Below are 22,416 nucleotides of genomic sequence, written 5' to 3'. Positions count from 1 at the left end.
GTCACCGCAGCACCGGCCGGCTGGCGGGTTCAGTTGTCCCGGGGGCGCGACACGGTGGCGACCAGCCGGTCGGCCACCTCCCGCAGTGGGATGTCCAGCGACGACGCCGCGCTGCGCAGCACGTCGAGCGCCTCGCCGGCCGCGCAGCCGCGCTGGGTCATGATCACGCCGATCGCCTGGCCGATCACCCCGTCGCCGAGCACCGAGGGCTCCAGTTCCCCGGCCTCGGCCGCCTTGCGCGCCCGGTCGCGGACCGCCGCGAGGAGCAGCCCGGCGTGCTCGGCGAGCAGCATCGCGGTGAGCTGGTGCCCCGGGGTGAGCAGGTCGTCGGGGCCGGCGTACAGGTTGATCGCCCCGATCACCTGTTCGTCGACGTCGACCGGCGCGGAGATCACCCCGTGCACGCCCAACTCCCGGGCCCGCGGCGTCCAGGACGGCCAGCGCACCTCGCGGTCCAGCCGGTCGGAGAGGATCATCTCCCGCCGCCGGATCGCGTCCATCGCGGGCGAGTCGGGGCCGTGCCGCAGGTCGTCCAGCCCCGCCAGGCGCGCGTCGGAGGCCGCCACCCCGGCCGGTTCGCCGGCGCGCAGCGCGGTGAAGCCGCACCAGCTCACGCCGGCCACCGCCTCGCGGGCGGTACGCACCAGCGCGTCCAGCGCCTCGTCGAAGTCCTCGACCGCGATCAGCGCGGCCGTCAGCTCGCGCAGCAGGGCGGCGGTCTCCAGGACACCGAGCCGCTCCACCGCCGGGTCCCACATCTCCAGGTTCACCGCTCCACAGCCCCCACCGTCCCGGGGCGTGCTTCCGCACGGCCGACCGGCGCCGTCACGTGTTCCATCGTCTGGTCTCTCCCGACTCCTCGGACCCGGCCTACTACCCTCGCAAACCGGGATCGAAACGGCGCAAAAGGGGCCCCTTCCGGTGCCCGAAGGCGCCGGAAGGGGCCCGGAGCGTCAGCGCGACGCGGAGCTGAGCCGCCGCCCCACCGAGGCGATCAACCGGTCCAGCTCCGAGCCGAACGGGTTGTCGTGCACGAGGTACGTCCAGGTCGCGCTCGGCCGCACCAGCTTCGCCTCGTCCGGCTCCCAGTCGTCGGTGAACTCGGTCTCCTCGAAGGTCTCGATCGTCCGCCGCTCGATCTCCGGGATCAGGTTGTTGAACGCCGGCACGGCCGCCCGGTGGAACTCGTCCAGCGGGTCGAGCCGACCCAGGGCGCGCAGGTGCACACCCTCGCGCACCTCGGAGAGCTCCGCGAGGTGGTCCGTCCAGAGCCGGTCGAGGTGGTAGAGGGCGATTGAGCGGGCGACCCGGGCGAGCAGGTCCTCGTCCATCTCGCCGGCCTTCTCCGGCACCCGGTCCAGCAGCATCAGCGCCGCGACGTCGCTGGTCAGTAGCCGTTCCCGGCGCTCCGCGAGGGCCTTGCGCTGCTGCTCGATGACGACGCTGTAGCGCCAGGTGTTGCGGTGGATCTCGTGGTTGACGCCCTCGGCGACCCGCTGGGCGTGCTCGACGGCGTACTCGACCTGGTCGTCGGTGACCAGGCCGTCGGCGTTCATCCGGGGCGAGGCGGGAACGGCGTCGCCGGCGTGCCGGGCGACCAGGTCGTCCTCCAGGCTGACGAAGAAGACCGATCCGCCCGGGTCGCCCTGCCGCCCGGCCCGGCCGCGCAGCTGGTCGTCGACGCGCCGGCTGTCGTGCCGGCCGCTGCCGATGACGTAGAGGCCGCCCAGCTCGGCGACCCGGTCCCGGTCGGTCTGGTCACTGCCGCCGAGGCGGATGTCGACGCCCCGGCCGGCCATCTGGGTGGAGACGGTCACCGCGCCGTACGCGCCGGCCTCGGCGATGATCGTCGCCTCCTCGTCGTCGTTCTTCGCGTTGAGCACCACGCAGGGCACCCCGATGGCGTTCAGGCCGGCCGCCAGCCCCTCGGACTCCTTCACGTCCAGGGTGCCGACCAGCACCGGCCGCCCGCGCTCGTGGTGGCGCTTGATCTCGTCGACCAGCGCCTCCTCCTTCTCGGCCCGGGTGGCGTAGATGCGGTCCGTCTCGTCCTCGCGCACGCACGGGGTGTTCGGCGGGATCACCGCCACCTCGAGGCCGAAGAACTCGCGGAGCTGGTCGCCGACCAGCACCGCGGTCGCCGTCATGCCGCACACCTTGGGGTAGAGCGCGATGTACGCCTGCACGGCGATCGTGCCGAGCACCTCGCCCTCGGCGGTGGCGTCGAGGCCCTCCTTGGCCTCCACGGCCGCCTGGAGCCCGTCCGGCCACCGGCGGCGCTGGGCGACCCGGCCTCGCATCTCGTCGATCAGCTCGACGGAGCCGTCGCGGACGATGTAGTCGACGTCGCGGTGCAGCAGGGCGTGCGCGTGCAGCGCCACGTTCACGGCGGACAGCTGCGCGACGTGCTCCTCGTCGTACAGGTCGATGCCGAGCTTGGCCTCGACGGCGGCCAGGCCGGCGGCGGTGAAGGCGACACTGCGGCCGTCCTCGGCCACCGTGTAGTGCTTGCCCTTGCGCAGGCCCCGCACCTGCGCGGCGGCGGCGTGCACCGGGTCCTGCTCGCCGGCGACCGAGCCGGCGAGGACCATCGGCACCCGGGCCTCGTCGATGAGGATCGAGTCGGCCTCGTCGACGATCGCCGTGCGCAGCGGCGGCTGCACCCGGTCCTCCACGTCCGTGACGAGCTGGTCGCGCAGGTAGTCGAAGCCGGCCTCGCTGACCGAGACGTAGGTGACGTCGCAGGCGTACGCGTCGCGCCGCTCCTGCGGGGTGGACGCCTCGTTGACCCAGCCGACGCTCAGGCCGAGCAGCTTGTAGACCGGCTCCATCCAGAGGGCGTCGCGCCGGGCCAGGTAGTCGTTGACGGTGAGCACGTGCACCGGGCCGTTGCCCAGCCGGACGTGCCCGTAGGCGGCGATGGTCGCGGTGAGCGTCTTGCCCTCACCGGTGGCCATCTCGGCGACCTTGCCCGAGAGCAGCGCCATCGCGCCCAGCAGCTGCACGTCGTACGGCCGCTGGTCGAGGCCGCGGCGGGCGGCCTCGCGGCCGATCGCGCAGATCTCCTCGTAGCCCGTGGCCTTGCCGGCGGCCTCGGTCAGCTCGGCGTCGTCGAGCGCCGACAGCTCGTCCTCGCGCGCCTCGACGGCCGGCAGCAGCTTCTCCAGCGGCCCCAGGTCGACCGTCGTCCCCGGGCGCTGGAGGAACCGGCGGAACCTGGTCTTCAAGCGTTGCGACACACCCATGAGCGGCAACGGTACGCGACCGGAGCCCGCGTTGGCGGCCCGCCCGGCGCGCCGCCGCGCGGGTGTCGTCGCCGGGCGGGTCGCGGTCGTGGACCGCTCAGCTCACCAGGAGCTGGTGCGTGGCCAGCTCACGGTAGAGCGGGCTGGTCCCGGTCAGCTCGTCGTGGGTGCCGGTGGCCGCCACCCGGCCGCCGTCGAGCACCACGATCTGGTCGGCGTCGACGACGGTGGAGAGGCGGTGCGCCACGATCAGCAGGGTGCGCCGGGCGGCGACCGCGTCGATGGCCCGGCGCAGCGCGGCCTCGTTGCGGGCGTCGAGGTTGCTGGTCGGCTCGTCGAGCAGCAGCACCGGCGGTCCGGCCAGCAGGGCGCGGGCGATCGCCAGCCGCTGCCGCTCGCCGCCGGAGAGCAGCACCCCGCCCTCGCCCACCTGCACGTCCAACCCCTCGGGAGCGCGCTCGGCGAGGTGGCCGAGGTTGACCTCGTCGAGCACCGCGCGCAGCCGGGCCTCGGTGGCCTCCGGCGCGCTGATCAGGAGGTTCTCCCGCAGCGTGCCGGCCAGCACGGGCGCGGACTGCTCGACGTAGCCGATCCGGGCGCGCAGCGCGTCGCGGGGCAGGTCCCGCACGTCGACCCCGTCGATGCGCAGCGCGCCCTCGGTGACCTCGTAGAAGCGCTCGACCAGCGCCAGCAGCGTCGACTTCCCGGCGCCCGACGGGCCGACCAGGGCGGTGCGGGTGCCGGCCGGCACGGTGAAGCTCACCTCGTGCAGCACCGGCGGGCCGCCGGGGTAGCCGAAGCCCACCCGGTCGAACTCGACGGACGCCGGGGCCCCGCCGGGCAGCGCCCGGGCCGGGACGGACGCGGGCCGGTCCGCGGCCCCCTCGACCGGCACGGCGAGCATCTCCTCGATGCGCTGGAGCGCACCCAGCCCGGTCTGCAACTGGGTGTAGGCGTGCACCGCCTGCCCGAGCGGAAGGACCAGGAAGAACAGGAACATGATGAAGGCGACCAGGTCGCCGACGGTGATCGCGCCCGCCGCCACCCGCGCCCCGCCCACCCCGAGGACCAGCAGGAACGCCCCCTGGATGGTGACGCTGCTAGCCGGGCCGACGAACGCCTGCACCCGGGCCACCCGCAGGCCCGCCGCGTACGCCCGCGCGGCGCTGACGCCGATCGCGTCGGCCTCGCGCCGCTCCGCCCGCGCCGCCCGGATCGTCCGGGCGGCGGAGATGGCGCGTTCCACCGCCGAGGTCATCTCGCCGACGCGTTCCTGGGCGGCGCGGGCCAGGCCCCGCACCCGGTGGGCGAAGGCGACGGCGATGCCGATGCCGGCGGCCACCCCGAGCAGGGTCACCCCGAACAGCACCGGGTCGAGCAGGACCATCGCGCCCCCCGCGCCGAGCACCATCACGGCGCCGGTGACGACCTCGAACAGGCCGGAGGTGACCACCGCGCGCAGCAGGGTGGTGTCCGAGCCGACGCGGGAGAGCAGGTCGCCGGTGCGGCGGCGGTCGTACTCGGCGATCGGCAGCCGCAGCAGGTGGCCGGCCAGCCGCCGCCGGGTGCCCAGCACGACCCCCTCCGCGGTGCGTTGCAGCAGGTAGTCCCGCACCCCGCCGATCGCCGCGGCCACCAGCACCAGGGCGACCAGCGCCGCGACCAGGCCGGCCACCGATCGGCTGCCGGAGAGCCCGTCCAGCACCGAGCGGGTGAGCAGCGGTTGTGCCAGTGACGCCGCCGCGCCGGCCAGCGACAGCGCGCCCACCACGGCGAGGGTGCCGCGGTGGGCGCGCAGGTACGGCAGCAGGGCGGCCAGGCCGATCCGCCGGTCGTCCACGGGGGCGCCCGAACCGCCGGCGGCGGTCGGCACGGGGTCGTCGGGGGTCGTCACGGGAGCGGCGGCGGTCATGGCTGGCACGGTATCGGGCCGCGCCATCCGCCCGGGGGGCGACGCGGGGCCTCAGGCGGTCAGCACCACCTGGAGCTCCTGGCGGCGCCGCTCGGCGAGATCGGTCAGCAGGGCCGGGGCCTGCTCGAACGGCACCACCGCCGAGACGAGGTGCTTGCGGATCACGTCCCCGTACGCGCGCAGCAGGTCGATCGTCTCGGCGGAGAGGCGCTCCCGGTCCCAGGTGGGGGCGAGCCCGCGCGGCACCCGGCCGATCTGCGCGCACCGCAGCGACAGTCCGTTGTGGTGGAACTCCTCGCCGAACCGGACCGCGTCCGCGCCGGCCTGGTAGAAGGCCAGGTCGACGACCGTGCCCTGGGGGCGCAGCAGGCGCAGCGCGAGCTGCAACGCCCACGCCTGCCCCCGGCACTGGAACACCACGTCGGCGCCCCGGTCGCCGGGGCCGTGCGCCCAGCGGGTCTTGAGCACCACCGCCGGGTCGTCGGCCTCCGGGTCGAGGGTCTCCAGGCCCAGCGCCTCGGCGACGGCCCGCCGCTGCGGGGTCGGGTCGAGCACCACCACCGAGGCGGCGCCGTGCCGCCTGGCGAACAGGGCGGTGAGCAGGGCCACCACCCCGCTGCCGACGACCGCGACCCGGCGGCCCCGCACCCCGTCGCCCAGCGACCGCACGTCGGCGCCGTGCAGGTCGGCGGCGGCGTGCAGCACCCCGTTGGCGCAGATCGGCCCCATGTGCGCGACGTAGACGCCGAGCAGCGGATCGAGGTCCTCGGGCAGCGGCACGAACCGCTCGGCGACCGGGTCGGCGACCCAGCCGGTGCGGTGGCCGTACGTCATCGCGCCGACGGTGCCCACGGCGACGGCCGGCGTACGGCTCTCCACCACCCGGCCCACCTGCATGTAGCCCAGCCGGGTCACCGGGTACGGGGTGCTGGCCGCGCCCGGTTGGAAGAGCCCGAGGTCGGCGTTCCAGGTGACGTTGAGGTAGGGGTTGGTGCCCTTGACGTAGCTGAGTTCGGTGCCTGCGGAGACGCCGCTGAACAGCGTCTCGACCCGGAACGTGCCGTCGGTCAGCTCGGCGGCGTCCTGCTCGACCAGCTCCACCCGGCCCGGGCCGCTGACCACCACGACGTGGTCACGCATCGACGGTCACCCCCGCGGCGAGCGGCGCGGCGACGGGCGTGTCCAGCCGTACGGGCCGGCCGGTGCGGGCGGAGTCGGCGACCGCGAGGGCGAGCCGCTGGGTGCCGAGGGCCTCGGCGTACGGGACGCGGACGTCGTCGCCGACGCCCCGGACCGCGTCGACGAAGGCCCGGTCCACGGCCACCCGGGCGGCCTCGGGATCGGCGTCGAAGCGGCGTTCCCCGTCGGCGTCGCGTACGACCAGGCCGTCCTCGCTGAGCGAGAGGGCCAGCCCGTCGGCGAGGATCTCCAGTCCGGCGCGGTGCTTCCAGCCGAGCACGCAGGCGGCGGTGAGCGTGCCGACCGCGCCTCCGGCGAAGCGCAGCGTCGCGGTGGTCACCGAGTCGATGTCGGCGCCGTCGACGGGCGGCGGGGTGCCGTTGCCGTACGCGGTGACCTCGGTGGCCTCGCCGACCAGGCACCGGATGAGGTCCAGCACGTGGGCGGCCTGCTCGACCACGGGGCCGCCGGAGCGGTCCCGCCGCGACCACCACGCCACCGGGGGCACCTTGTCCCACCACGCGCCGCTGACCATCCGCACCGGACGGTCGCCGAGCAGTTCCCGGGCCTGCTGGACCACCGGCAGGTACCGCCAGTGGTGCCCGACGCCGGTGAGCAGCCCCCGCCCGGTCACCAGGTCGGCGATGCGCTCGGCGGTCACCAGGTCGACGGCGACCGGCTTCTCGACGAACATGGGCACACCGGCCGCGACGACCGCCTCCTCGGCCGGCCCGTGGGCGAACGGCGGCACGCAGACGTAGACCGCGTCCGGCCCGGCGGCCAGCAGTTCCCCGACGTCGCCGAAGGTCCGGGCGCCGTGCGCGTCCGCCAGTTCCGCCGCCGCCTCCGGCACCACGTCGGTCACCCCGAGCAGTTCCACGTCCGCGAAGCCGCCCAACACCCGGGCGTGGCGTTGCGCCACCCCGCCGGCCCCAACCAGTCCCACCCGGCACGTGCGCATGTAAGAGCCCCTTCGCCACAGTTTCGCGTTCGGCGACTGCACTCCCCCCGCGTGCGCGCAACCAAACGTTCACCAGGGCGGAACCCGGTCACGTCACTGACGTGATCAAGCTGTTAGGCATGCTGCGTTAGCGCGAGTGCGGTAGTGGGAAAAACAGGGAAGGTTTTTCCGCCACGATCTGGGGGTGCCTGTGCGGAATACGGAAACGATGGTGTCACCGGTGGTGGAGGCGTGGGCCACCTACCGCACCACGTCGGCGGGTGACTGGCCGGCGCGGCGGCTGATCCGCGCCAAGGGGGACAGCAGGGTCAGCGTGGTCCTGCCGGCCCGAAACGAGGAGGCCACGGTCGGCGCGATCGTGTCGACGATCCGCGAGCACCTGATGGAGCGGGTGGCCCTGGTCGACGAGCTGATCGTGGTGGACTCCCGGTCCACCGACCGCACCGCCAGCGTGGCCCGCGCCGCCGGCGCGGAGGTGGTGAGCCAGGACGCGATGACCCGGGGCCTGCCCCGGCTGACCGGCAAGGGCGACGCGCTCTGGGCGGGGTTGGCCGCGGCCGAGGGCGACGTGGTGGCGTTCATCGACGCCGACCTGCGCGAGTTCCGTCCGCACTTCGTGACCGGGCTGATCGGTCCCCTGCTGACCGATCCCTCGGTGGACTTCGTGAAGGGCTTCTACCACCGCCCGCTGGTCGGGGCGTCGAGTGTGGAGGCCGACGGCGGCGGGCGGGTGACGGAGCTGATGGCCCGGCCGATGCTGAACCTGTTCTGGCCCGAGTTGGCGGGCTTCGTGCAGCCCCTCGCCGGTGAGTACGCCGGCCGCCGGGAGGTGCTGGAGCGGGTGCCGTTCGTCTCCGGCTACGGGGTCGAGACGGCGATGCTCATCGACCTGCTCGAGCTGGTCGGGTTGGACGCGCTGGCCCAGGTGGACCTGGGCGAGCGCAAGCACCGCCACCAGGACACGGCCGCGCTGGGCCGGATGTCGGCCCAGATCATGCTCACCGCCTGGTCGCGGCTGCAGCGGCGCGGCTGGGCGGCACCGGGGGCGATGCCCGCCGCGCTGCTGACCCAGTTCCGGCGCGGCGGCTCCGACGCCCTGCCGAACCTGGACCGGGAGATCGTCGTCAGCGACGTCTCCGTCGAGGAACGGCCGCCCCTGGCCGAGCTGCGGCACCGGATCCCCCGCCGACGGGTCGCCGCGGCGTGACCACGCGACCCCCCGTGACCGCGAACGACCGGACGCGGACGGCCCAGGCCCCCGCCGAGGGAAGGAATCCCGCATGAGCCTCACCGTCCTGATGAACGCCGGTCCGTGGCTGTCCGTGCCGCCGCCCGGCTACGGCGGCATCGAGAACGTGATCGCGACGCTGGTGCCGGAGTTGCGCCGGCTCGGCGTACGGGTGGTGCTCGCGTCGGTCGACAGCAGCACCCTGCCGGTCGACGAGAAGTTCTCCGTCTTTCCCGACGGGCAGTTCCACGCCCTGCAACGGCCGTACAACCAGGTCTGCGGCATCTCCCAGGCGCACCTGAACGGCGTGGTGCGCGCGTTGCACTCGCGCGACGACATCGACCTGGTGCACGACCATGTGGAGGCGGTCGGCCTGGCGACGCTCGCCGCGATGGGCCCGGACGCCCCGCCGGCCCTGCACACGCTGCACTGGGACCTGGCCAAGCACCCGGCGCTCTACGGCAACGTCGACGGCGGCGACCGGGTCCGGGTCAACGGGGTCTCCGCCTCGCAGCTGGCCCGCGCGCCCCAAGCGTTGCGGGAGCACTCGGTGGGCCACGTGCACCTGTCCACCCCGCTCGCCGTCGACGCGGACCGTCGGCCCCGGGTGGAGAAGGGCGACTATCTGATCATCCTCGGCCGGATCAACCCGGGCAAGGGCCAGGACGTGGGCGCGCGCCTCGCCCGGCGGGTGGGGGTGCCGCTGGTGCTCGCCGGGCCCGTCGGCCCGTACCACCGGCCGGAGGACCTGGCCGCCGCCGGGGACGAGGCCCGGCAGAACCCGGACGTCCGGTTCTTCTACGACGAGGTGGCGCCGCACGTCGACGGTGACCTGGTCCGCTGGGTGGGCACCGTGGCCGGGCAGGAACGCGACGACCTGCTGGCCGGCGCCCGGGCCTCGCTGTTCCCGCTGCGCTGGGAGGAGCCGGGCGGCACGGCGGTGGTCGAGTCGCTGGCCCTGGGCACGCCGGTGGTGGCCACCGCCCGGGGCTGCCTGCCCGAGCTGATCGAGCACGGCCGCACCGGCCTGCTCACCGCCGACGAGGATGAGCTGGGCGATCTGCTGCTGGCCGCCGGCCTGCTGGATCCGGACGAGTGCCGGCGCGAGGCCGCCGTCCGCTTCACCCCCGCGGTGATGGCCGAGAAGTACGTGGGCCTCTACGAGCGGGTCCGCCAGCTCGCCGCCGCACCGCGCCTGCAACCGGCCTGACCGGCGATCCGCACCCCGGGGCCGGCCCGCCGTCACGGTGGGCCGGCCCCGGCTGTGTGCCGGCGCCTGGATGGGGCGGTCCCCCGGCGGTGGGGTTTGACGGTGGGGGCAGCGGGAAGGCGCGATCCACTCAGCGTTCTCGCACAGTGAGGAGACGGCGGTGACCGGTCCCATGGCGCACTCCCGCGCCCGGCACAACCCGGCCGACGGCAGGGCTCCCGTCCGGCGGGCCGCCACCGCCGTGGCGGTGGTCTTCCTCCTGGTCGGCGTGCTCGGCTTCGTGCCGGGCATCACCAGCAACTTCGGCGACCTGCGCTTCGCCGGGCACGACTCCGAATCCAAGCTGCTCGGCCTGTTCCAGGTCTCGGTGCTGCACAACATCGTCCACCTGCTCTTCGGGGTGGCCGGGCTGCTGCTGGCCCGCACCGTCACGGGCGCGCGGACGTACCTGGTCGGCGGCGGCGCGATCTACCTGGTGCTCTGGCTCTACGGCCTGGTGATCGACCATGACAGCGCGGCCAACTTCATCCCGGTCAACAACGCCGACAACTGGCTGCACCTGTTCCTGGGCCTGGGCATGATCGCGCTCGGCATCCTGACCACGCGGGACCGGACCCGCCGGTGACGCATCGTGACCGGCCGGGGCGGCGACGCCCCGGCCGGTCCGTTTGACCCTCCGCGCGGCCGGGTAGTTCGCAGATCCCCGACGATGCGAAACGAGGGCGCCCGATGCCGAGCCGGATCACCTGCGAGGTGCACGACGAGTCGCCGGTGACCGTCGTACGCCTGCGTGGCGGCCTCGATCTCGGCACGATGCGCACGGTGCACGACGCGCTCGACGGCTGCCTCGCCAGCCAGCCCGACGCGCTCGTGGTCGACCTCACCGACGTCACCGTCCGTGACCGGCTCGCCCTCTCGGTCTTCGCCGCCATCGCCCGTCGCGCGGCCGGCTGGCCGGCGGTGCCCGTCGTGCTGTGCGCCCCGCCGGGCGAGGCGGCGACCTGGCTGGCCCAGTCGACCGCCTGCCGGGTGGTGCCCGTGCGCCGCGACTGCGACGAGGCGACCCGGGTGGCGAACGCGGCGGCGGCGCCCCGGCTGCGGGCCCGGCTCGAACCGGTGGCGGAGGCCTGCCGGCGGGCGCGGGAGCTGGTCACCGACGCGTGCGCCCGCTGGAACCTGCCGGAAACCGTCGGGCCGGCGTCGCTGGTGCTCAGCGAGCTGGTCGGCAACGTCGTCCGGCACGCCGGCACACCGATGCAGGTGACGCTGACCCTGTGCCGGCCGTACCTGCACCTGGTCGTCGCCGACGGCAGCCGGACCGCGGTCCGGGCCGGCGCCGCCGACCTGCGCGCCGAGGGCGGCCGGGGGCTGCTGCTCGTCCGCGAGACGGCCCAGCGGTGGGGCAGCGCCCCCGCCGGCGACGGGAAGGTCGTCTGGGCCATACTGCCCGCGAATTGACCGAATTTACCACTCTCGCCTGAATAACCGCTGTCGCCTGGTTTCATGGGATGCGGGGCGGGTAGCCGCGCCGTCCTATCTGTCGTCTGGCGGGGTGAGAGTCACATGCCCAAGCGGGTAACCACGGAACCACGCGACCGAGGACCGGCGATCCTGGCGCCGGCACGCTTCGGCGGCTACCCCGGGCCGCTGCGCAAGGCGCTTCCCGGCGGCAAACTGACCCGGTTCCTGGCCACCACCGACCACAAGCAGATCGGCCTGCTCTACCTGCTGACCTCGTTCGGCTTCTTCCTGGTCGCCGGGATCCAGGCGATGCTGATGCGCGCCGAGTTGGCCCGGCCCAACCTGCAGTTCCTCTCGGCCGAGCAGTACAACCAGCTCTTCACCTCGCACGGCGCGGTCATGCTGCTGCTGTTCGCCACCCCCGCGGCGTTCGGGTTCGCCAACTACATCGTGCCGATCCAGATCGGCGCCCCCGACGTGTCGTTCCCCCGGCTCAACGCCCTCGCGTACTGGCTCTACCTGTTCGGCGGCCTGATGGTGCTCGGGGGATTCCTCACCCCGGGCGGCTCCGCCGACTTCGGCTGGACCGCGTACTCGCCGCTGAGCAGCCAGGAGCACTCCCCCGGCGTCGGCGCCAACATGTGGGTGATCGGCCTGGTGATCTCGGGGCTGGGCACCATCCTCGGCGCCGTCAACCTGATCACCACGATCCTCACCCTGCGCGCGCCGGGCATGACCATGTTCCGGATGCCGATCTTCACCTGGAACATGCTCTTCACCAGCGTGCTGGTGATCCTGGTGTTCCCGCTGCTCGCCGCCGCGCTGCTGGCGCTCGCGGCCGACCGGCTGCTCAACGCCCACGTGTACGACCCGGGGACCGCCGGCCCGATGCTCTACCAGCACCTGTTCTGGTTCTTCGGCCATCCCGAGGTCTACATCATCGCGATTCCGTTCTTCGGCATCATCACCGAGATCATCCCCGTCTTCTCCCGCAAGCCGATCTTCGGATACACCGGCCTCGTGCTGGCCACCATCGCGATCACCGTGCTGTCGATGACCGTGTGGGCCCACCACATGTTCGCCACCGGCCAGGTGCTGCTGCCGTTCTTCAGCATCCTGAGCTACCTGATCGCGGTGCCCACCGGCGTGAAGTTCTTCAACTGGATCGGCACCATGTGGAAGGGGCAGATCACCTTCGAGACGCCGATGCTCTTCGCGATCGGCTTCCTGGTCACCTTCCTCTTCGGCGGCCTCACCGGGGTGCTGCTGGCCAGCCCGCCGGCGGACTGGCACACCCACGACACGTACTTCGTCGTCGGGCACTTCCACTACGTGCTGTTCGGCACGGTGGTCTTCGCGCTCTTCGGCGGCTTCTACTTCTGGTGGCCGAAGATGACCGGACGGCTGCTCGACGACCGGCTCGGCAAGGCCCACTTCTGGACCATGTTCCTCGGCTTCCACGGCACCTTCCTCGTCCAGCACTGGCTGGGCAACGAGGGCATGCCCCGCCGGTACGCCGACTACCTGCCGTCCGACGGGTTCACCGCCCTGAACACCATCTCCAGCATCTCCGCCTTCGTGCTCGGCGCGTCCACGCTCTTCTTCATCTGGAACGCCTGGAAGTCCTGGCGCTACGGGGCGATGGTGAACGTCGACGACCCGTGGGGCTTCGGCAACTCGCTGGAGTGGGCCACCACCTGCCCGCCGCCGCTGCGCAACTTCGACCGGATGCCCCGGATCCGCTCGGAGCGACCCGCCTTCGACGCCAAGTACGGTCCGCTCGTCGCCGACCTCGGCCGGGACCTGCCCCAGCGCACCACGAAGCCGCCGCAGGACTTCGGCGACGAGCTGCACCGCGAGAGGCACGTGCCCGAGGCGCCGGCCGCCGAGGGGGCGCACGGCGCGCGGGAGGCCGCCGCGTTCCAGCCCGCGGCGCAGTCCGGGGCCCGGCCCGTGGACGTCCCCGAGCCGGACGACATCCGTCGGCCCAGCTTCGAGCAGACCGACGAGCCGGAGGAGACCCGCCCCGGCGGCGACCGGGAGCCGCAGGCCAGGGAGCGCTGGCGGCATCCGCGCGGGCCCGGCGACACGCCCGAGCGCTGAGCGGGCGTACGCGAGAGGGCCGGCACCCCGGGGGTGCCGGCCCTCTTCGCGACGTGGTCTCAGCCCTCGCGGGCCGCCGCCAGGCCCGCCGCGGTGAGTGAGCGGCGCACGGCCGGCTGGACGCGGGTCAGCCGTAGCGGTACCCCGGTGCGGGCGGCGGCCTCGCGGCCCGCCATCAGCGCGGCGATGCCGCCGGCGTCGAAGCCACCGGCGCCCACCAGGTCGACCACCACCTCGGCGGGTTGCCCGGTCACCGCCTCCAGCATCGCCCGGCGGAGCTGGTCCGCGCCGTCCCGGTCGACCTCCCCGCCGACCTCCACGACCACCCGGTCGCCGTTGTGCCGCACCGAGATCCTGGTCTTCGCCGGCTCGGACGACTCGGCGGTCCCGTTCTGCCACGGCGGCGGGGCGTCGGCCAGCATCGCCTGACGCAGCCAGGTCAGCGCCCGCGACAGCAGCCGGGAGACGTGCATCTGGGAGATGCCGAAGCGGGCGGCGATCTCCGCCTGGGTCTGGTTGCCGTAGAAGCGCATGGCCAGGATGCGCCGCTCCCGCCAGGGCAGCCGGTGCAGCAGCCCGCTGACCGTCACCCGGTCGTCGACGGACTCCAGCGCGTTGTCGGACTCGCCGACCAGGTCGCCGAACTCCGCCGAGCTCTCCCCGCCGACGGGGGCGTTCAGCGAGGCCGGACTGTAGCCGGCGGCCGACTCCAGCGCGGCGAGGATCTCCTCCTGCGGGGTCTCCAGCCGTTCCGCCAGCTCGGCGACCGTCGGGGCCCGGGACAGCTCGCTGGTCAGCGCGGAGGTGGCCTGCCCGACCTCCAGGATCAGGTCGCGCAGCCGGCGCGGCACGTGCACGCCCCAGGTGCGGTCGCGGAAGTGCCGCTTGATCTCGCCGACGATGGTGATGGCCGCGTATGCGGTGAAGGAGCCCCGCTCGGGGTCGTACCGGTCGACGGCGTTGACCAGGCCGAGCCGGGCGACCTGCTCCAGGTCCTCCAGCGGCTCGCCCCGCCCCCGGTAGCGGCGGGCCAGCCGGCCCGCGAACGGCAGGGCGAACCGGACGAGGTCGTCACGTGCCTCCTGGCGTCGTTCGGGCGGTAGGCCCTCGATCCGCGCCGCGTACGCCAGTGCGGCCGCGTCGAGGTCCTCCAGACCCCGATCGGTCGGAGGTGGTGTGGTCGTGGTGGTCTGTCCGAACATCCGCGCCTCCCTCAGGAAGGTCCCCCGCCCGGATTCAGGAAACCGGTCGTGCGCGCGCGTGGTCGCACCACGCCCGGGCCGGAAAATGGGTCACATGACTGGGATGTCAGCGGGCGACGGCGCCACGCCGGACGGCGTGATCAGGCCGTCGCAGCCAGCGGTGTTCCCGCTCCGTAGGTACTCAATCACGGGACCCGGGGTTCGCGAGGATGTTTCGAAAGGGCCGACTCAACAGACGAGTAACCCCTGGTGGGAGCCGCCGTCGCGCAGCGCCGCGAGAGCCTCGGGGACGGTCATCGGCGGCGGCGTCGGCAGGTCGTACGGCTGCGCCCGCAGCACCTCCGTCGCCCGGCGGGTGGGCACCGAGGTGACCGGGTAGCCGCGCGCCGAGGTGCGGTCCAGCGCCCGCCGGCGGCGCCCGAAGCCGGCGACGGCCAGCCACTGGGGCAGCCCGGCCAGCGCTGGCGACCGCAGGCCGGGCGGCTCGGGCAGCACGTCCACCGAGCTGAACGGCTCGCTCCCGGCGAGCCACCACTCCGCCGCCTCCACGCTGCGCCGGGTGGCGTTCTCGCACCAGTACGGCACCATGCCGGCCCGGACCACCTGCCACGGGTCGAGGAGCCGGCCGCACTCCACCACCAGCCGGTCGCCGGTCTTGCCGGCCGCGCGCAGCCAGCGCCGGTACAGGTCGGCGGTCGCGGCGCTGAGCGCCTCCGGCCGCGGCACGAGGACCCGGTGCAGCGGATGCCCGTGCCCGCCGGCCCACTCCTGGACGCCGGCCTCGAAACCGGACTCCACGCCGTGTTCCGCCGGCTCGGGCGGCGAGGCGACCTCCGGCGGCTCCCAGTGCGCGCCGTCCCCGCCAGCCGAACGGAGCACCTGGCGCAGGGCGTGGCTGTCCGGGTGGAAGTCGACCGGGTCGAGGCCGCTGCCCGGGCAGCCGACCTGGAAGCTGTGCCCCGGGGCGGAGTCGAAGACCGGCCAGGTGCGGGCGTCGCGCAGCAGCAGCACCGGGGCGCCGGGCTCCAGCCGGTCGGCCAGGAACCGCGCGTACGCGGCCGGCAGGGACCGCCACCGGGCCGCCAGCGACACCGTGGCGCCGGCCAGCGCGCCCCGGCTCGCGGGGCAGTGCACCTGACGGACGTGCAGGTCGGCGTTGCCGCCGAGGAGACGGGCGGTGAGGGCGGCACCGTGGTCCAGGGCGGCCTGCGGCCGGTCGACGGCGCCCTGCGCCCAGTGCACGGTCATCTCGAACCCGGCCGGCAGCCAGGGCACGCCGAGCGCCATCGCCAGGTGCGCGGCCGCGCCGTGCGGGGAGCCGATCAGGGCGCCCGGGTAGCGGCGGCGCGGGTACTGCTCGGCGAACCAGCGGGCGACCCGGCCCGCGTCGACCTCGGCGGTCTGGCCGGGGGTGAGCGCCACCCGGCCGGCCGCCCGGATCACCGCCGCCCGGCGCACCGGTTCGGGCGCGCCGACGAACCGAGACAGCGGCCCCGGGTGTCCCGGGTGTCCGAGGTCGGCGCAGTCGGTGCCGCGCAGCGCCCGCGCGGTGGCGGCCACCAGCACCCGCGCGGCGCTGCCGGCGGCCACCACCCGGTCGCCCGCCAGCCCGGCACCCTCGGCCGTGAGCCCCTTGCGCACCTTGTGCCCCGGCTCCACCTTGCCTCGTTCGCTCACCACGCGGCCCGGCTTCCCGTCCCGATGGGGTTCAAACGGGGCATCCCCCACCGGGCGGGAGCAATCAGAAGATCCCGGGCGGGCCACCGCCGAACCGCCGAACCGGGTGACGACGCCGGTCACGCACCGCGACGGCACGCCGGTGAGCTGGGGTTTCAGTGCCGGAGCAAGGGGCACTTCAGCGCCCATGCGCACCGACGACGACACTCCCGCGGCAGCCACCATCACCCCCTACCAGGACGGCCCGCTGCTGGTCCGGGGCGACTTCGCCCTGGTCACCCCCGACGGGGAGACCATCGACGCGCGGCGGGGCACGGTGGCCCTGTGCCGCTGCGGGAAGTCGGCGCTCAAGCCGTTCTGCGACGGCACCCACAAGGCCGTCAACTTCCGCGCCGCCCCCACCCGCGAAACCCCCTGACCCCCCCCTGCCCCGCCCTGCGCCCACCCACGCGCGCCCCGGTGGCCGGCTGCGGCGATTGGACGCGTCGATCATGCACTTCTGGTGGGCGGAAGCTGGTGTTTCGAGGCTTTTGCGGGGCGCCACAACTGCATGATCCACGGACGGCACGGCGGGGCGGGGCGGGCCGCACTGCGGGGCGGGGCGGGGTGAAGCCGGGTGGGTCAGGCGACGGCGGCGGGTCTGCCGCCGGGACGCGGGCGGTCGCGCAGGTCGATGCGGATCGGCGCGGCGGTGGCGCGCAGGGAGGTGCGGCCGGCGGTCCAGGCGTCCAGCAGGTGCGCGCCGAAGAGCCGGTCCACCGCCAGCGCGGCGGCGGCGCCGAAGAGGACGTCCGGGGCGAGCGCCGGCTCCACCCGGACCAGCCCGCCGCACAGGTCGTAGGCGGCGATCTGCTCGTGCACCGCGTCGGCCTCGACGTGCTCGTCGTAGAAGCGCGTGGCCGCCTCGCCCAGGCCCAGGCGGCGCAGCCCGTTGCCGTACCGGCGGTTCGGCAGCGAGGAGGTCATCTCGTACGCGGCGAGGTGCCCCAGCAGCGCCCCGCGCAGCCGCCGGTGCAGCCCGAACAGCGACATGAGGTTGTTGGTGGCCAGGGTGACCGCCGGTACGGTGTCCAGGTGGGCGGCGTATCCGGTGTCCAGTCCCAGCTCGGCCAGGGTGACCCGGAACAGCTCGGCGTGCATCCGGTCCAGCCGCCCGTTGCCGTACTCGTCCATCTGGATCTCCACCAGGGCGGCCTTCGCCGGCCCGCCGAGGCGCGGCAGGGCCCAGCTGTGCGGGTCGGCCTCGCGCAGGTGGTAGATCGAGCGGTGCGTGACGAACTCCCGGAACTGGGCCAGCGACGCCCGGCGTTGCAGGTGGCCGGCGAGCGACGGCCCGTCGTCGGCGGCGACCACGTCGGCCAGCGCCGCCGGCACCCCGCCGGGCAGCGCCGCCGGCAGGAGCCCCACCAGCGCGCGCACCGCCGCCTCGAAGTGCCGTTCGGCGTACGCGCGCAGCGCGAGCAGGGACGGCTGCCACTCCCAGTCCTCGTCGACGCCCTGCCAGCCCCGGTAGTGCAGCTCGTAGCAGCAGAAGAGGGTGAGCTGGAGGTCCTCGTCAGTGAGGGCGTCGGCGGGGGCGAGCCCGGCGCCGAGCCCCGCCGGAAGGTCGTGCGGCGCCCGCCGCAGCGCGTCCAGCAGCGCCGTCGACACCGGCCCGCGGGGCTGCGGCAGGGGCGCGGGGCCGTACCGGCGGTCCGGGGCTTCTGACAAGGTGACCTCCAGCGTCGTACTGCCCGTCCTCAGTGCCCCTCGACTGGAGCGTTAAACGAGGTCGTCGACCTCCACGGCCACCCCGGCGGCGAGCATCCGGTCGCGTACCCGCCGGGCGGCGTCGCCCTCGGCGAACACCTCGCGCAGGTCCGCGAACGCGGGCTCGGGCGGCGCCAGCCGCACCGCCGGGTCGACCACCGCCTCCAGTACGCAGGGCCGGTCGGCCGCCAGCGCCTCGTCCCAGGCCGCCCCCACCAGCTCCGGCCGGTCGACCCGCACCCCGTGCAGGCCGAGCAGGCGCGCCCAGCCGGCGTACGGCACGTCGGGCCGGCGGCGCGTCGGGTCGGTCGGCGTACGACCGCCGCCCATGCCGGACAGGTCCCGGTTGTTGAGCACCAGCACCACCAGGCGGGGATCGCGCCACTCCCGCCAGTGGTGTGCCACGGTGATCAGCTCGGCCAGCCCGTTGAGCTGCATCGCGCCGTCGCCGAGCAGGGCGACCACCGGCTGGTCCGGGGCGGCGAGCTTGGCCGCCACGGCGTACGGCAGGGCACAGCCCACCGTGCCGAGCGTGCCGCAGAGCTGCGCGTTGACGCCCGGCGGCAGCTCCAGGTGCCGGGCGTACCAGTACATGACCGATCCGACGTCCACCGCCACCGCCCCGCGCGGCGGGACCCGGGTGGAGAGTTCGTGCAGCACGAGCTGCGGGTTCACCGGCTCGGCGGGGGCGGCGGCCCGGTCGGCCCGCTCGGCCCGCCACCGGTCGACCGAGCCCTCGACGGTCTCCCGCCACCGGGCGTTCGGCCGGTCGGGCACCCGGGCCAGCAACGCCCGCAGCGTCTCCTGGGCGTCGCCCACGAGCGGCACGTCCACCGGGTAGCGGGTGCCGATCCGGCGGCCGTCGATGTCGATCTGCACCGTGCGGGCCTGCCCCGGCATCGGGAAGTAGTCCGTCCACGGATCGTTCGTGCCAATGAGCAGCAGCGTGTCGCAGCCGCCCATCAGCTCGGCGGCGGCCGGGGTGCCGACCTCGCCGAGCACGCCGGCGTGGAAGGGCAGCCGTTCGTCGAGCACCGGCTTGCCCAGCAGCGAGGTCGCCACCCCGGCGCCGAGCCGGTCGGCGAGGGCGACGATCTCTCCGGCCGCGCCCCGGCCGCCCTGCCCGACCAGGATCGCGCTCCGCCGGCCGTTGGCGAGCAGTTGGGCGGCCGCGTCCAGGTCGGCGTCGTGCGGCAGGACCCGGGCCAGCGGCTCGCCCGGCGTCGCCGAGAGCACCCCAGCCGCGTGGGACTGCAGGTCGGGCACGGTGGCCTCCTGCAACTGCCGCGGCAGCACCACGCAGACCGGGCTGCGGGTGGCGGCGGCCGTGCGGAACGCCTGGTCGAGCAGGGCCGGCACCCCGTCGGGCGTACGGCCGTAGCGGACGAACTGGTTGCACACGTCGGCGAACAGCCGGCTCAGGCCGATCTCCTGGTGGGCGCCGCCGAGCGGGCCCGAGACGTCCTCGCCGACGATCGCCACCACCGGCTTGCTGTCCAGCTTGGCGTCGTAGAGGCCGTTGAGCAGTTGCACGGCGCTCGGCCCCTGGGTGGCCAGGCAGACCCCGATCCCGCCGGTGAACTTGGCGTGCCCGGTGGCCATGTAGGAGGCGGTCTCCTCGTGCCGGGCCGGCACGAACTCCGGGTCCCCGCCCGAGGCGTCCAACGCCTCGACCACCGGGGCGATGGCCTCCCCGGGGTAGCCGAAGACCCGCGGCACCCGCCAGGCGCGCAGGCGCTCGACCACCAGGTCGGCCACCGTTCGCTCAGCCATCGCCACGCCCCGGGGTGCCGGAGTCGACGTAGCGCAGCACCGCGCCGACGCCGTCGGTCAGCTCCGGTGCCTCGTCCGGGCCCAGCACGGTCAGCTCGGCGTCGGTGCCGACCAGCGCGCGCACGAGGGCGGCGTCGGCGCGGACCTTCTCCGGGTCGCGTACGGACATGGCGGCGAGCTGCCCCGGGTCGGTGGCGATCTCGGTCGGGTCCGGCCCGATCCAGAGTTCCCCGGTGGCGGACGGGTCGTCGACGATGAGCATCGTCTCGACCTGGTTGCGTTGCAGGGCGGACACCACGGCGTCCAGCCCGGCGCCGACGTCCTCCTGCATGCCGAACCGGTCCAGCACTGCGGTGATCCGCTGGTCGGCCACCTCGGCGATGGTCTGCACGGTGAGGTCGTCGAGCAGGCTCTGGTCGGCGCCGCCGCCCCGGGACCCGGCGTCGGTGCGCACCATCAGGTCCTGCCAACGTTCGGGCATCTGGGCGGCGATCACGCCGGTGGCGCGCACGTCGCCGGCGACCACCACCACCTCCGCGCCGACCTTCTCGGCCAGCTCCACCGTGGCGGCGGTGACGTCGCCCGCGTTGTGGTGCCAGGCCTCCATGGCGGCCCGCTGGTGGTGCGACTGCGACCAGCCGCCGGGCTGCACCCGGCGCAGCTGGAAGTCCTCCCGGCCGCTCACGTGGGCCCGGCGCGGCACGCCGCCGGCGCTGATCGCCATGGCGTCGGCGCCGGTCCGGTCGGCCAGCACCCGAACCCAGGCAACCTGCTCGCCGCGTTGCGCCAGCATGGGCATCACGTGCGGCAACGAGGTGTACGCGGCCAGGTCCCGCAGCGGCGGGGCGGAGAGGTACTCCGACAGCACCACCCGGCCCCGGGCGCCGAAGACCGCCAGCCCGTAGCCGCCGGGCATCGGATCGTGGCCCCGCACGACGCGTTCGACGGCGTCGATGGTGTCCACGTCGGCGCGCTGCTGTTGAAGTTGGTCACGCAGGGCGCGCCAGCGCAGATCGAGCGCCGGGTGGGCGTCCTCGGTGTTGGCGGACGCGTCCAGGTACACCGAGACCCACGGCCCCGGCCGGTCGTAGAGCGGGCGCAGGAAGGACAGCTGCATGCTCGACCCCTTTCCAGCTCGGCCCCCCGCTTACCCGTGCCGCTGCGGTTGTCACCTGGCCGCCGCGAGCGCGTGACCGCATTTCATTCATGTCGTTCAACCCGGACGACCGATACCATGAGTGAACGCAACCGGACTCTGGGTGGTGGAGATGGACAGCGACCTGCACATCCGGCGGATCGTCCATCCGACCGGCCGGATCGTCACTGGGCGGATCGTCCGGCTGATGGACGGCTACCCGCGCGAGGTGCGCATCGGCCAGCCGGTGCTGGTCGCGGTGCTCGTGGCGGCCGGGATCGCCGGCCTGCTGATGGCGCTGGCCCGTTCCCTGTTCTCCGCCAGCTCCGGCGCGGCCCGACGAAGCTTCAAGGACCTGAAGAAGGGCCCGGAATACCTGGTCACCCCGGTGCGGCTGCGCGACGCCGCCGGGCGGCTCTGCGAGGTCGAGCTGCACGGGCACCTGCCGCAGAGCGCCCTGCACCCGGCCGACCACGTGCAGCTCACGTTGCGCCCGCAGGGCGACCCGGACCTGCCGCCGAAGATCGAGCGGATCGTGAACCTGACGACGGGCCAGCTGCTCACCCCGCGTACCGCCACCCTGTGGTCGCACCTCGGGCCGCCGCTGCTGCTCCAGGCGGTGCTGGGCACGGTGCTGGTCGCCGCCGTGCTGGCCTGGTCCACGCTGACCTGACGGCCGGCGCGGTTTCCGGCGGCGCGCCCGCGGGCACGGTGGCGGACATGTTCGAGGGATTCACGCTGGAGCGGATCGACGTCGGCGAGGTCCAACTGCGGGTACGCCACGGCGGCTCGGGGCCACCCGTGGTGCTGCTGCACGGCCATCCGCGCACCCACGCGACCTGGCACCGGGTCGCGCCGCTGCTCGCCCGCGAGCACACCGTCATCTGCCCGGACCTGCGCGGTTACGGCGGCTCGTCGAAGCCGCCGAGCGACCCGGGGCACACCACGTACGCCAAGCGGGCGATGGCCCGCGACGTGGTCGGCCTGCTCGACGCGCTCGGCCACGACCGCGCGGCGGTGATCGGGCACGACCGGGGCTGCTACGCGGCGATGCGCACGGCGCTGGACCACCCGGAGCGCGTCAGCCGGCTGGGCGTGCTCGACGGGGTGCCGATCGGCGAGGCCCTGGCGCGCGCCGACGCCCGGTTCGCGGCCCGCTGGTGGCACTGGTTCTTCCTCGGCCAGTCGGACAAGCCGGCGGAGCGGGTGATCACCGCCGACCCGGACGCCTGGTACGGCGGGTCGGCGGCAGCCATGGGCGAGGAGGCGTACGCCGACTACCGCCGGGCCATCCACGACCCGGCGACGGTGCACGCGATGTGCGAGGACTACCGCGCCGGGCTCGGCCCCGACCGGGCGGCCGACGACGCCGACCGGGCCGCCGGGCGGCGGATCGCCTGCCCGGTGCTGTTCGGCTGGTCGGAGCGGGACGACATGGTCGACCTGTACGGCGACCCGGCGGCGATCTGGCGGGACTGGGCCGACGACGTGCGGGTGGCCGCGATCGACTCGGGCCACCACATGGCCGAGGAGGCCCCGGAGCAGCTCGCCGCCGCGCTGGCCGACTTCCTCGCCGGCTGA

The 22,416-nt window shown here is 74.4% G+C and carries 18 protein-coding genes; 8 read left to right on the top strand and 10 right to left on the bottom strand.

The features are described 5' to 3' along the window. Positions 1 to 29: 29 nt before the first annotated feature. From ACLQ20_RS09365 to ACLQ20_RS09345, 5 genes are all read right to left on the bottom strand, one after another. Positions 30 to 770 carry a GAF and ANTAR domain-containing protein gene (locus ACLQ20_RS09365; protein WP_151457511.1) on the bottom strand — a complete coding sequence of 247 codons (741 nt, stop codon included), beginning with the start codon at positions 768 to 770 and terminating at the stop codon, positions 30 to 32. Positions 771 to 953: 183 nt separating this feature from the next. After that, on the bottom strand, positions 954 to 3,245 hold the full coding sequence (secA2, locus tag ACLQ20_RS09360) for an accessory Sec system translocase SecA2 (RefSeq protein WP_151457510.1): 2,292 nt from the start codon (positions 3,243 to 3,245) through the stop codon (positions 954 to 956). Between the two features lie 97 nt (positions 3,246 to 3,342). Beyond that, complete coding sequence (locus tag ACLQ20_RS09355) at positions 3,343 to 5,157, bottom strand: ABC transporter ATP-binding protein (protein ID WP_425855028.1); 1,815 nt, start codon at positions 5,155 to 5,157, stop codon at positions 3,343 to 3,345. Between the two features lie 51 nt (positions 5,158 to 5,208). After that, on the bottom strand, positions 5,209 to 6,297 hold the full coding sequence (locus ACLQ20_RS09350; RefSeq protein ID WP_425855026.1) for a zinc-dependent alcohol dehydrogenase: 1,089 nt from the start codon (positions 6,295 to 6,297) through the stop codon (positions 5,209 to 5,211). Beyond that, entirely contained in the window at positions 6,290 to 7,297 is a 1,008-nt protein-coding gene (locus ACLQ20_RS09345) for a Gfo/Idh/MocA family protein (RefSeq protein WP_425855024.1), read from the bottom strand. The genes ACLQ20_RS09350 and ACLQ20_RS09345 overlap by 8 nt, the downstream gene beginning before the upstream one ends. Before the next feature lie 208 nt (positions 7,298 to 7,505). On the opposite strand from ACLQ20_RS09345, the gene ACLQ20_RS09340 reads away from it, so the two are divergent. The 5 genes from ACLQ20_RS09340 (at position 7,506) to ctaD (ending at position 13,299) form a co-directional block, all read left to right on the top strand. Beyond that, positions 7,506 to 8,504, top strand: coding sequence for a glucosyl-3-phosphoglycerate synthase (locus tag ACLQ20_RS09340; protein ID WP_192581519.1), 999 nt, complete (start codon positions 7,506 to 7,508; stop codon positions 8,502 to 8,504). Positions 8,505 to 8,577: 73 nt separating this feature from the next. Continuing rightward, positions 8,578 to 9,735, top strand: a complete 1,158-nt coding sequence (locus ACLQ20_RS09335) for a glycosyltransferase (protein WP_327028132.1) — start codon at positions 8,578 to 8,580, stop codon at positions 9,733 to 9,735. 172 nt (positions 9,736 to 9,907) lie between these two features. Beyond that, on the top strand, positions 9,908 to 10,360 hold the full coding sequence (locus tag ACLQ20_RS09330) for a DUF4383 domain-containing protein (RefSeq protein ID WP_151456370.1): 453 nt from the start codon (positions 9,908 to 9,910) through the stop codon (positions 10,358 to 10,360). Positions 10,361 to 10,464: 104 nt separating this feature from the next. Continuing rightward, complete coding sequence (locus tag ACLQ20_RS09325; RefSeq protein WP_151456364.1) at positions 10,465 to 11,193, top strand: STAS domain-containing protein; 729 nt, start codon at positions 10,465 to 10,467, stop codon at positions 11,191 to 11,193. A 105-nt stretch (positions 11,194 to 11,298) separates the two neighbouring features. Then, complete coding sequence (gene ctaD / locus ACLQ20_RS09320; protein ID WP_151456363.1) at positions 11,299 to 13,299, top strand: aa3-type cytochrome oxidase subunit I; 2,001 nt, start codon at positions 11,299 to 11,301, stop codon at positions 13,297 to 13,299. 59 nt (positions 13,300 to 13,358) lie between these two features. On the opposite strand, the gene ACLQ20_RS09315 is transcribed toward ctaD, so the two are convergent. Both ACLQ20_RS09315 and ACLQ20_RS09310 read right to left on the bottom strand, forming a co-directional pair. After that, positions 13,359 to 14,501: a SigB/SigF/SigG family RNA polymerase sigma factor gene (locus tag ACLQ20_RS09315; RefSeq protein WP_151456362.1), complete on the bottom strand. Its 1,143-nt coding sequence runs from the start codon at positions 14,499 to 14,501 to the stop codon at positions 13,359 to 13,361. A 228-nt stretch (positions 14,502 to 14,729) separates the two neighbouring features. Next, complete coding sequence (locus tag ACLQ20_RS09310; RefSeq protein ID WP_151456369.1) at positions 14,730 to 16,142, bottom strand: hypothetical protein; 1,413 nt, start codon at positions 16,140 to 16,142, stop codon at positions 14,730 to 14,732. A 223-nt stretch (positions 16,143 to 16,365) separates the two neighbouring features. Between ACLQ20_RS09310 and ACLQ20_RS09305 the strand changes: the two genes are divergently transcribed. Continuing rightward, positions 16,366 to 16,596 carry a CDGSH iron-sulfur domain-containing protein gene (locus tag ACLQ20_RS09305; RefSeq protein ID WP_311410258.1) on the top strand — a complete coding sequence of 77 codons (231 nt, stop codon included), beginning with the start codon at positions 16,366 to 16,368 and terminating at the stop codon, positions 16,594 to 16,596. A gap of 203 nt (positions 16,597 to 16,799) precedes the next feature. Here the strand turns inward: ACLQ20_RS09305 and ACLQ20_RS09300 are convergent, their stop codons facing one another. The 3 genes from ACLQ20_RS09300 to ACLQ20_RS09290 are packed head-to-tail and all read right to left on the bottom strand — an operon-like array spanning position 16,800 to position 20,817. Then, positions 16,800 to 17,888: an iron-containing redox enzyme family protein gene (locus tag ACLQ20_RS09300; protein ID WP_151453874.1), complete on the bottom strand. Its 1,089-nt coding sequence runs from the start codon at positions 17,886 to 17,888 to the stop codon at positions 16,800 to 16,802. A gap of 51 nt (positions 17,889 to 17,939) precedes the next feature. Then, on the bottom strand, positions 17,940 to 19,700 hold the full coding sequence (locus ACLQ20_RS09295; RefSeq protein WP_151453875.1) for a thiamine pyrophosphate-binding protein: 1,761 nt from the start codon (positions 19,698 to 19,700) through the stop codon (positions 17,940 to 17,942). Then, positions 19,693 to 20,817, bottom strand: a complete 1,125-nt coding sequence (locus tag ACLQ20_RS09290) for a Vms1/Ankzf1 family peptidyl-tRNA hydrolase (protein ID WP_151453876.1) — start codon at positions 20,815 to 20,817, stop codon at positions 19,693 to 19,695. The genes ACLQ20_RS09295 and ACLQ20_RS09290 overlap by 8 nt, the downstream gene beginning before the upstream one ends. Before the next feature lie 142 nt (positions 20,818 to 20,959). Between ACLQ20_RS09290 and ACLQ20_RS09285 the strand changes: the two genes are divergently transcribed. Together ACLQ20_RS09285 and ACLQ20_RS09280 are read left to right on the top strand one after the other, a co-directional pair. Next, complete coding sequence (locus ACLQ20_RS09285; RefSeq protein WP_425855359.1) at positions 20,960 to 21,508, top strand: hypothetical protein; 549 nt, start codon at positions 20,960 to 20,962, stop codon at positions 21,506 to 21,508. 47 nt (positions 21,509 to 21,555) lie between these two features. Continuing rightward, on the top strand, positions 21,556 to 22,416 hold the full coding sequence (locus ACLQ20_RS09280) for an alpha/beta fold hydrolase (RefSeq protein WP_425855021.1): 861 nt from the start codon (positions 21,556 to 21,558) through the stop codon (positions 22,414 to 22,416).

Origin of the sequence: Micromonospora sp. DT46, assembly GCF_049841735.1 — a bacterium.
Lineage (GTDB): Bacteria > Actinomycetota > Actinomycetes > Mycobacteriales > Micromonosporaceae > Micromonospora > Micromonospora reichwaldensis.
This window is presented reverse-complemented; position numbering and strand designations above follow the sequence as displayed.

Bases quoted from the DNA above. Each gene is read 5' to 3' on its own strand.
- secA2 (WP_151457510.1), bottom strand. From the start codon at position 3,245: ATGGGTGTGTCGCAACGCTTGAAGACCAGGTTCCGCCGGTTCCTCCAG.
- ACLQ20_RS09355 (WP_425855028.1), bottom strand. From the start codon at position 5,157: ATGACCGCCGCCGCTCCCGTGACGACCCCCGACGACCCCGTGCCGACC.
- ACLQ20_RS09350 (WP_425855026.1), bottom strand. From the start codon at position 6,297: ATGCGTGACCACGTCGTGGTGGTCAGCGGCCCGGGCCGGGTGGAGCTG.
- ACLQ20_RS09345 (WP_425855024.1), bottom strand. From the start codon at position 7,297: ATGCGCACGTGCCGGGTGGGACTGGTTGGGGCCGGCGGGGTGGCGCAA.
- ACLQ20_RS09340 (WP_192581519.1), top strand. From the start codon at position 7,506: ATGGTGTCACCGGTGGTGGAGGCGTGGGCCACCTACCGCACCACGTCG.
- ACLQ20_RS09335 (WP_327028132.1), top strand. From the start codon at position 8,578: ATGAGCCTCACCGTCCTGATGAACGCCGGTCCGTGGCTGTCCGTGCCG.
- ACLQ20_RS09330 (WP_151456370.1), top strand. From the start codon at position 9,908: ATGGCGCACTCCCGCGCCCGGCACAACCCGGCCGACGGCAGGGCTCCC.
- ACLQ20_RS09325 (WP_151456364.1), top strand. From the start codon at position 10,465: ATGCCGAGCCGGATCACCTGCGAGGTGCACGACGAGTCGCCGGTGACC.
- ctaD (WP_151456363.1), top strand. From the start codon at position 11,299: ATGCCCAAGCGGGTAACCACGGAACCACGCGACCGAGGACCGGCGATC.
- ACLQ20_RS09315 (WP_151456362.1), bottom strand. From the start codon at position 14,501: ATGTTCGGACAGACCACCACGACCACACCACCTCCGACCGATCGGGGT.
- ACLQ20_RS09305 (WP_311410258.1), top strand. From the start codon at position 16,366: ATGCGCACCGACGACGACACTCCCGCGGCAGCCACCATCACCCCCTAC.
- ACLQ20_RS09295 (WP_151453875.1), bottom strand. From the start codon at position 19,700: ATGGCTGAGCGAACGGTGGCCGACCTGGTGGTCGAGCGCCTGCGCGCC.
- ACLQ20_RS09290 (WP_151453876.1), bottom strand. From the start codon at position 20,817: ATGCAGCTGTCCTTCCTGCGCCCGCTCTACGACCGGCCGGGGCCGTGG.
- ACLQ20_RS09280 (WP_425855021.1), top strand. From the start codon at position 21,556: ATGTTCGAGGGATTCACGCTGGAGCGGATCGACGTCGGCGAGGTCCAA.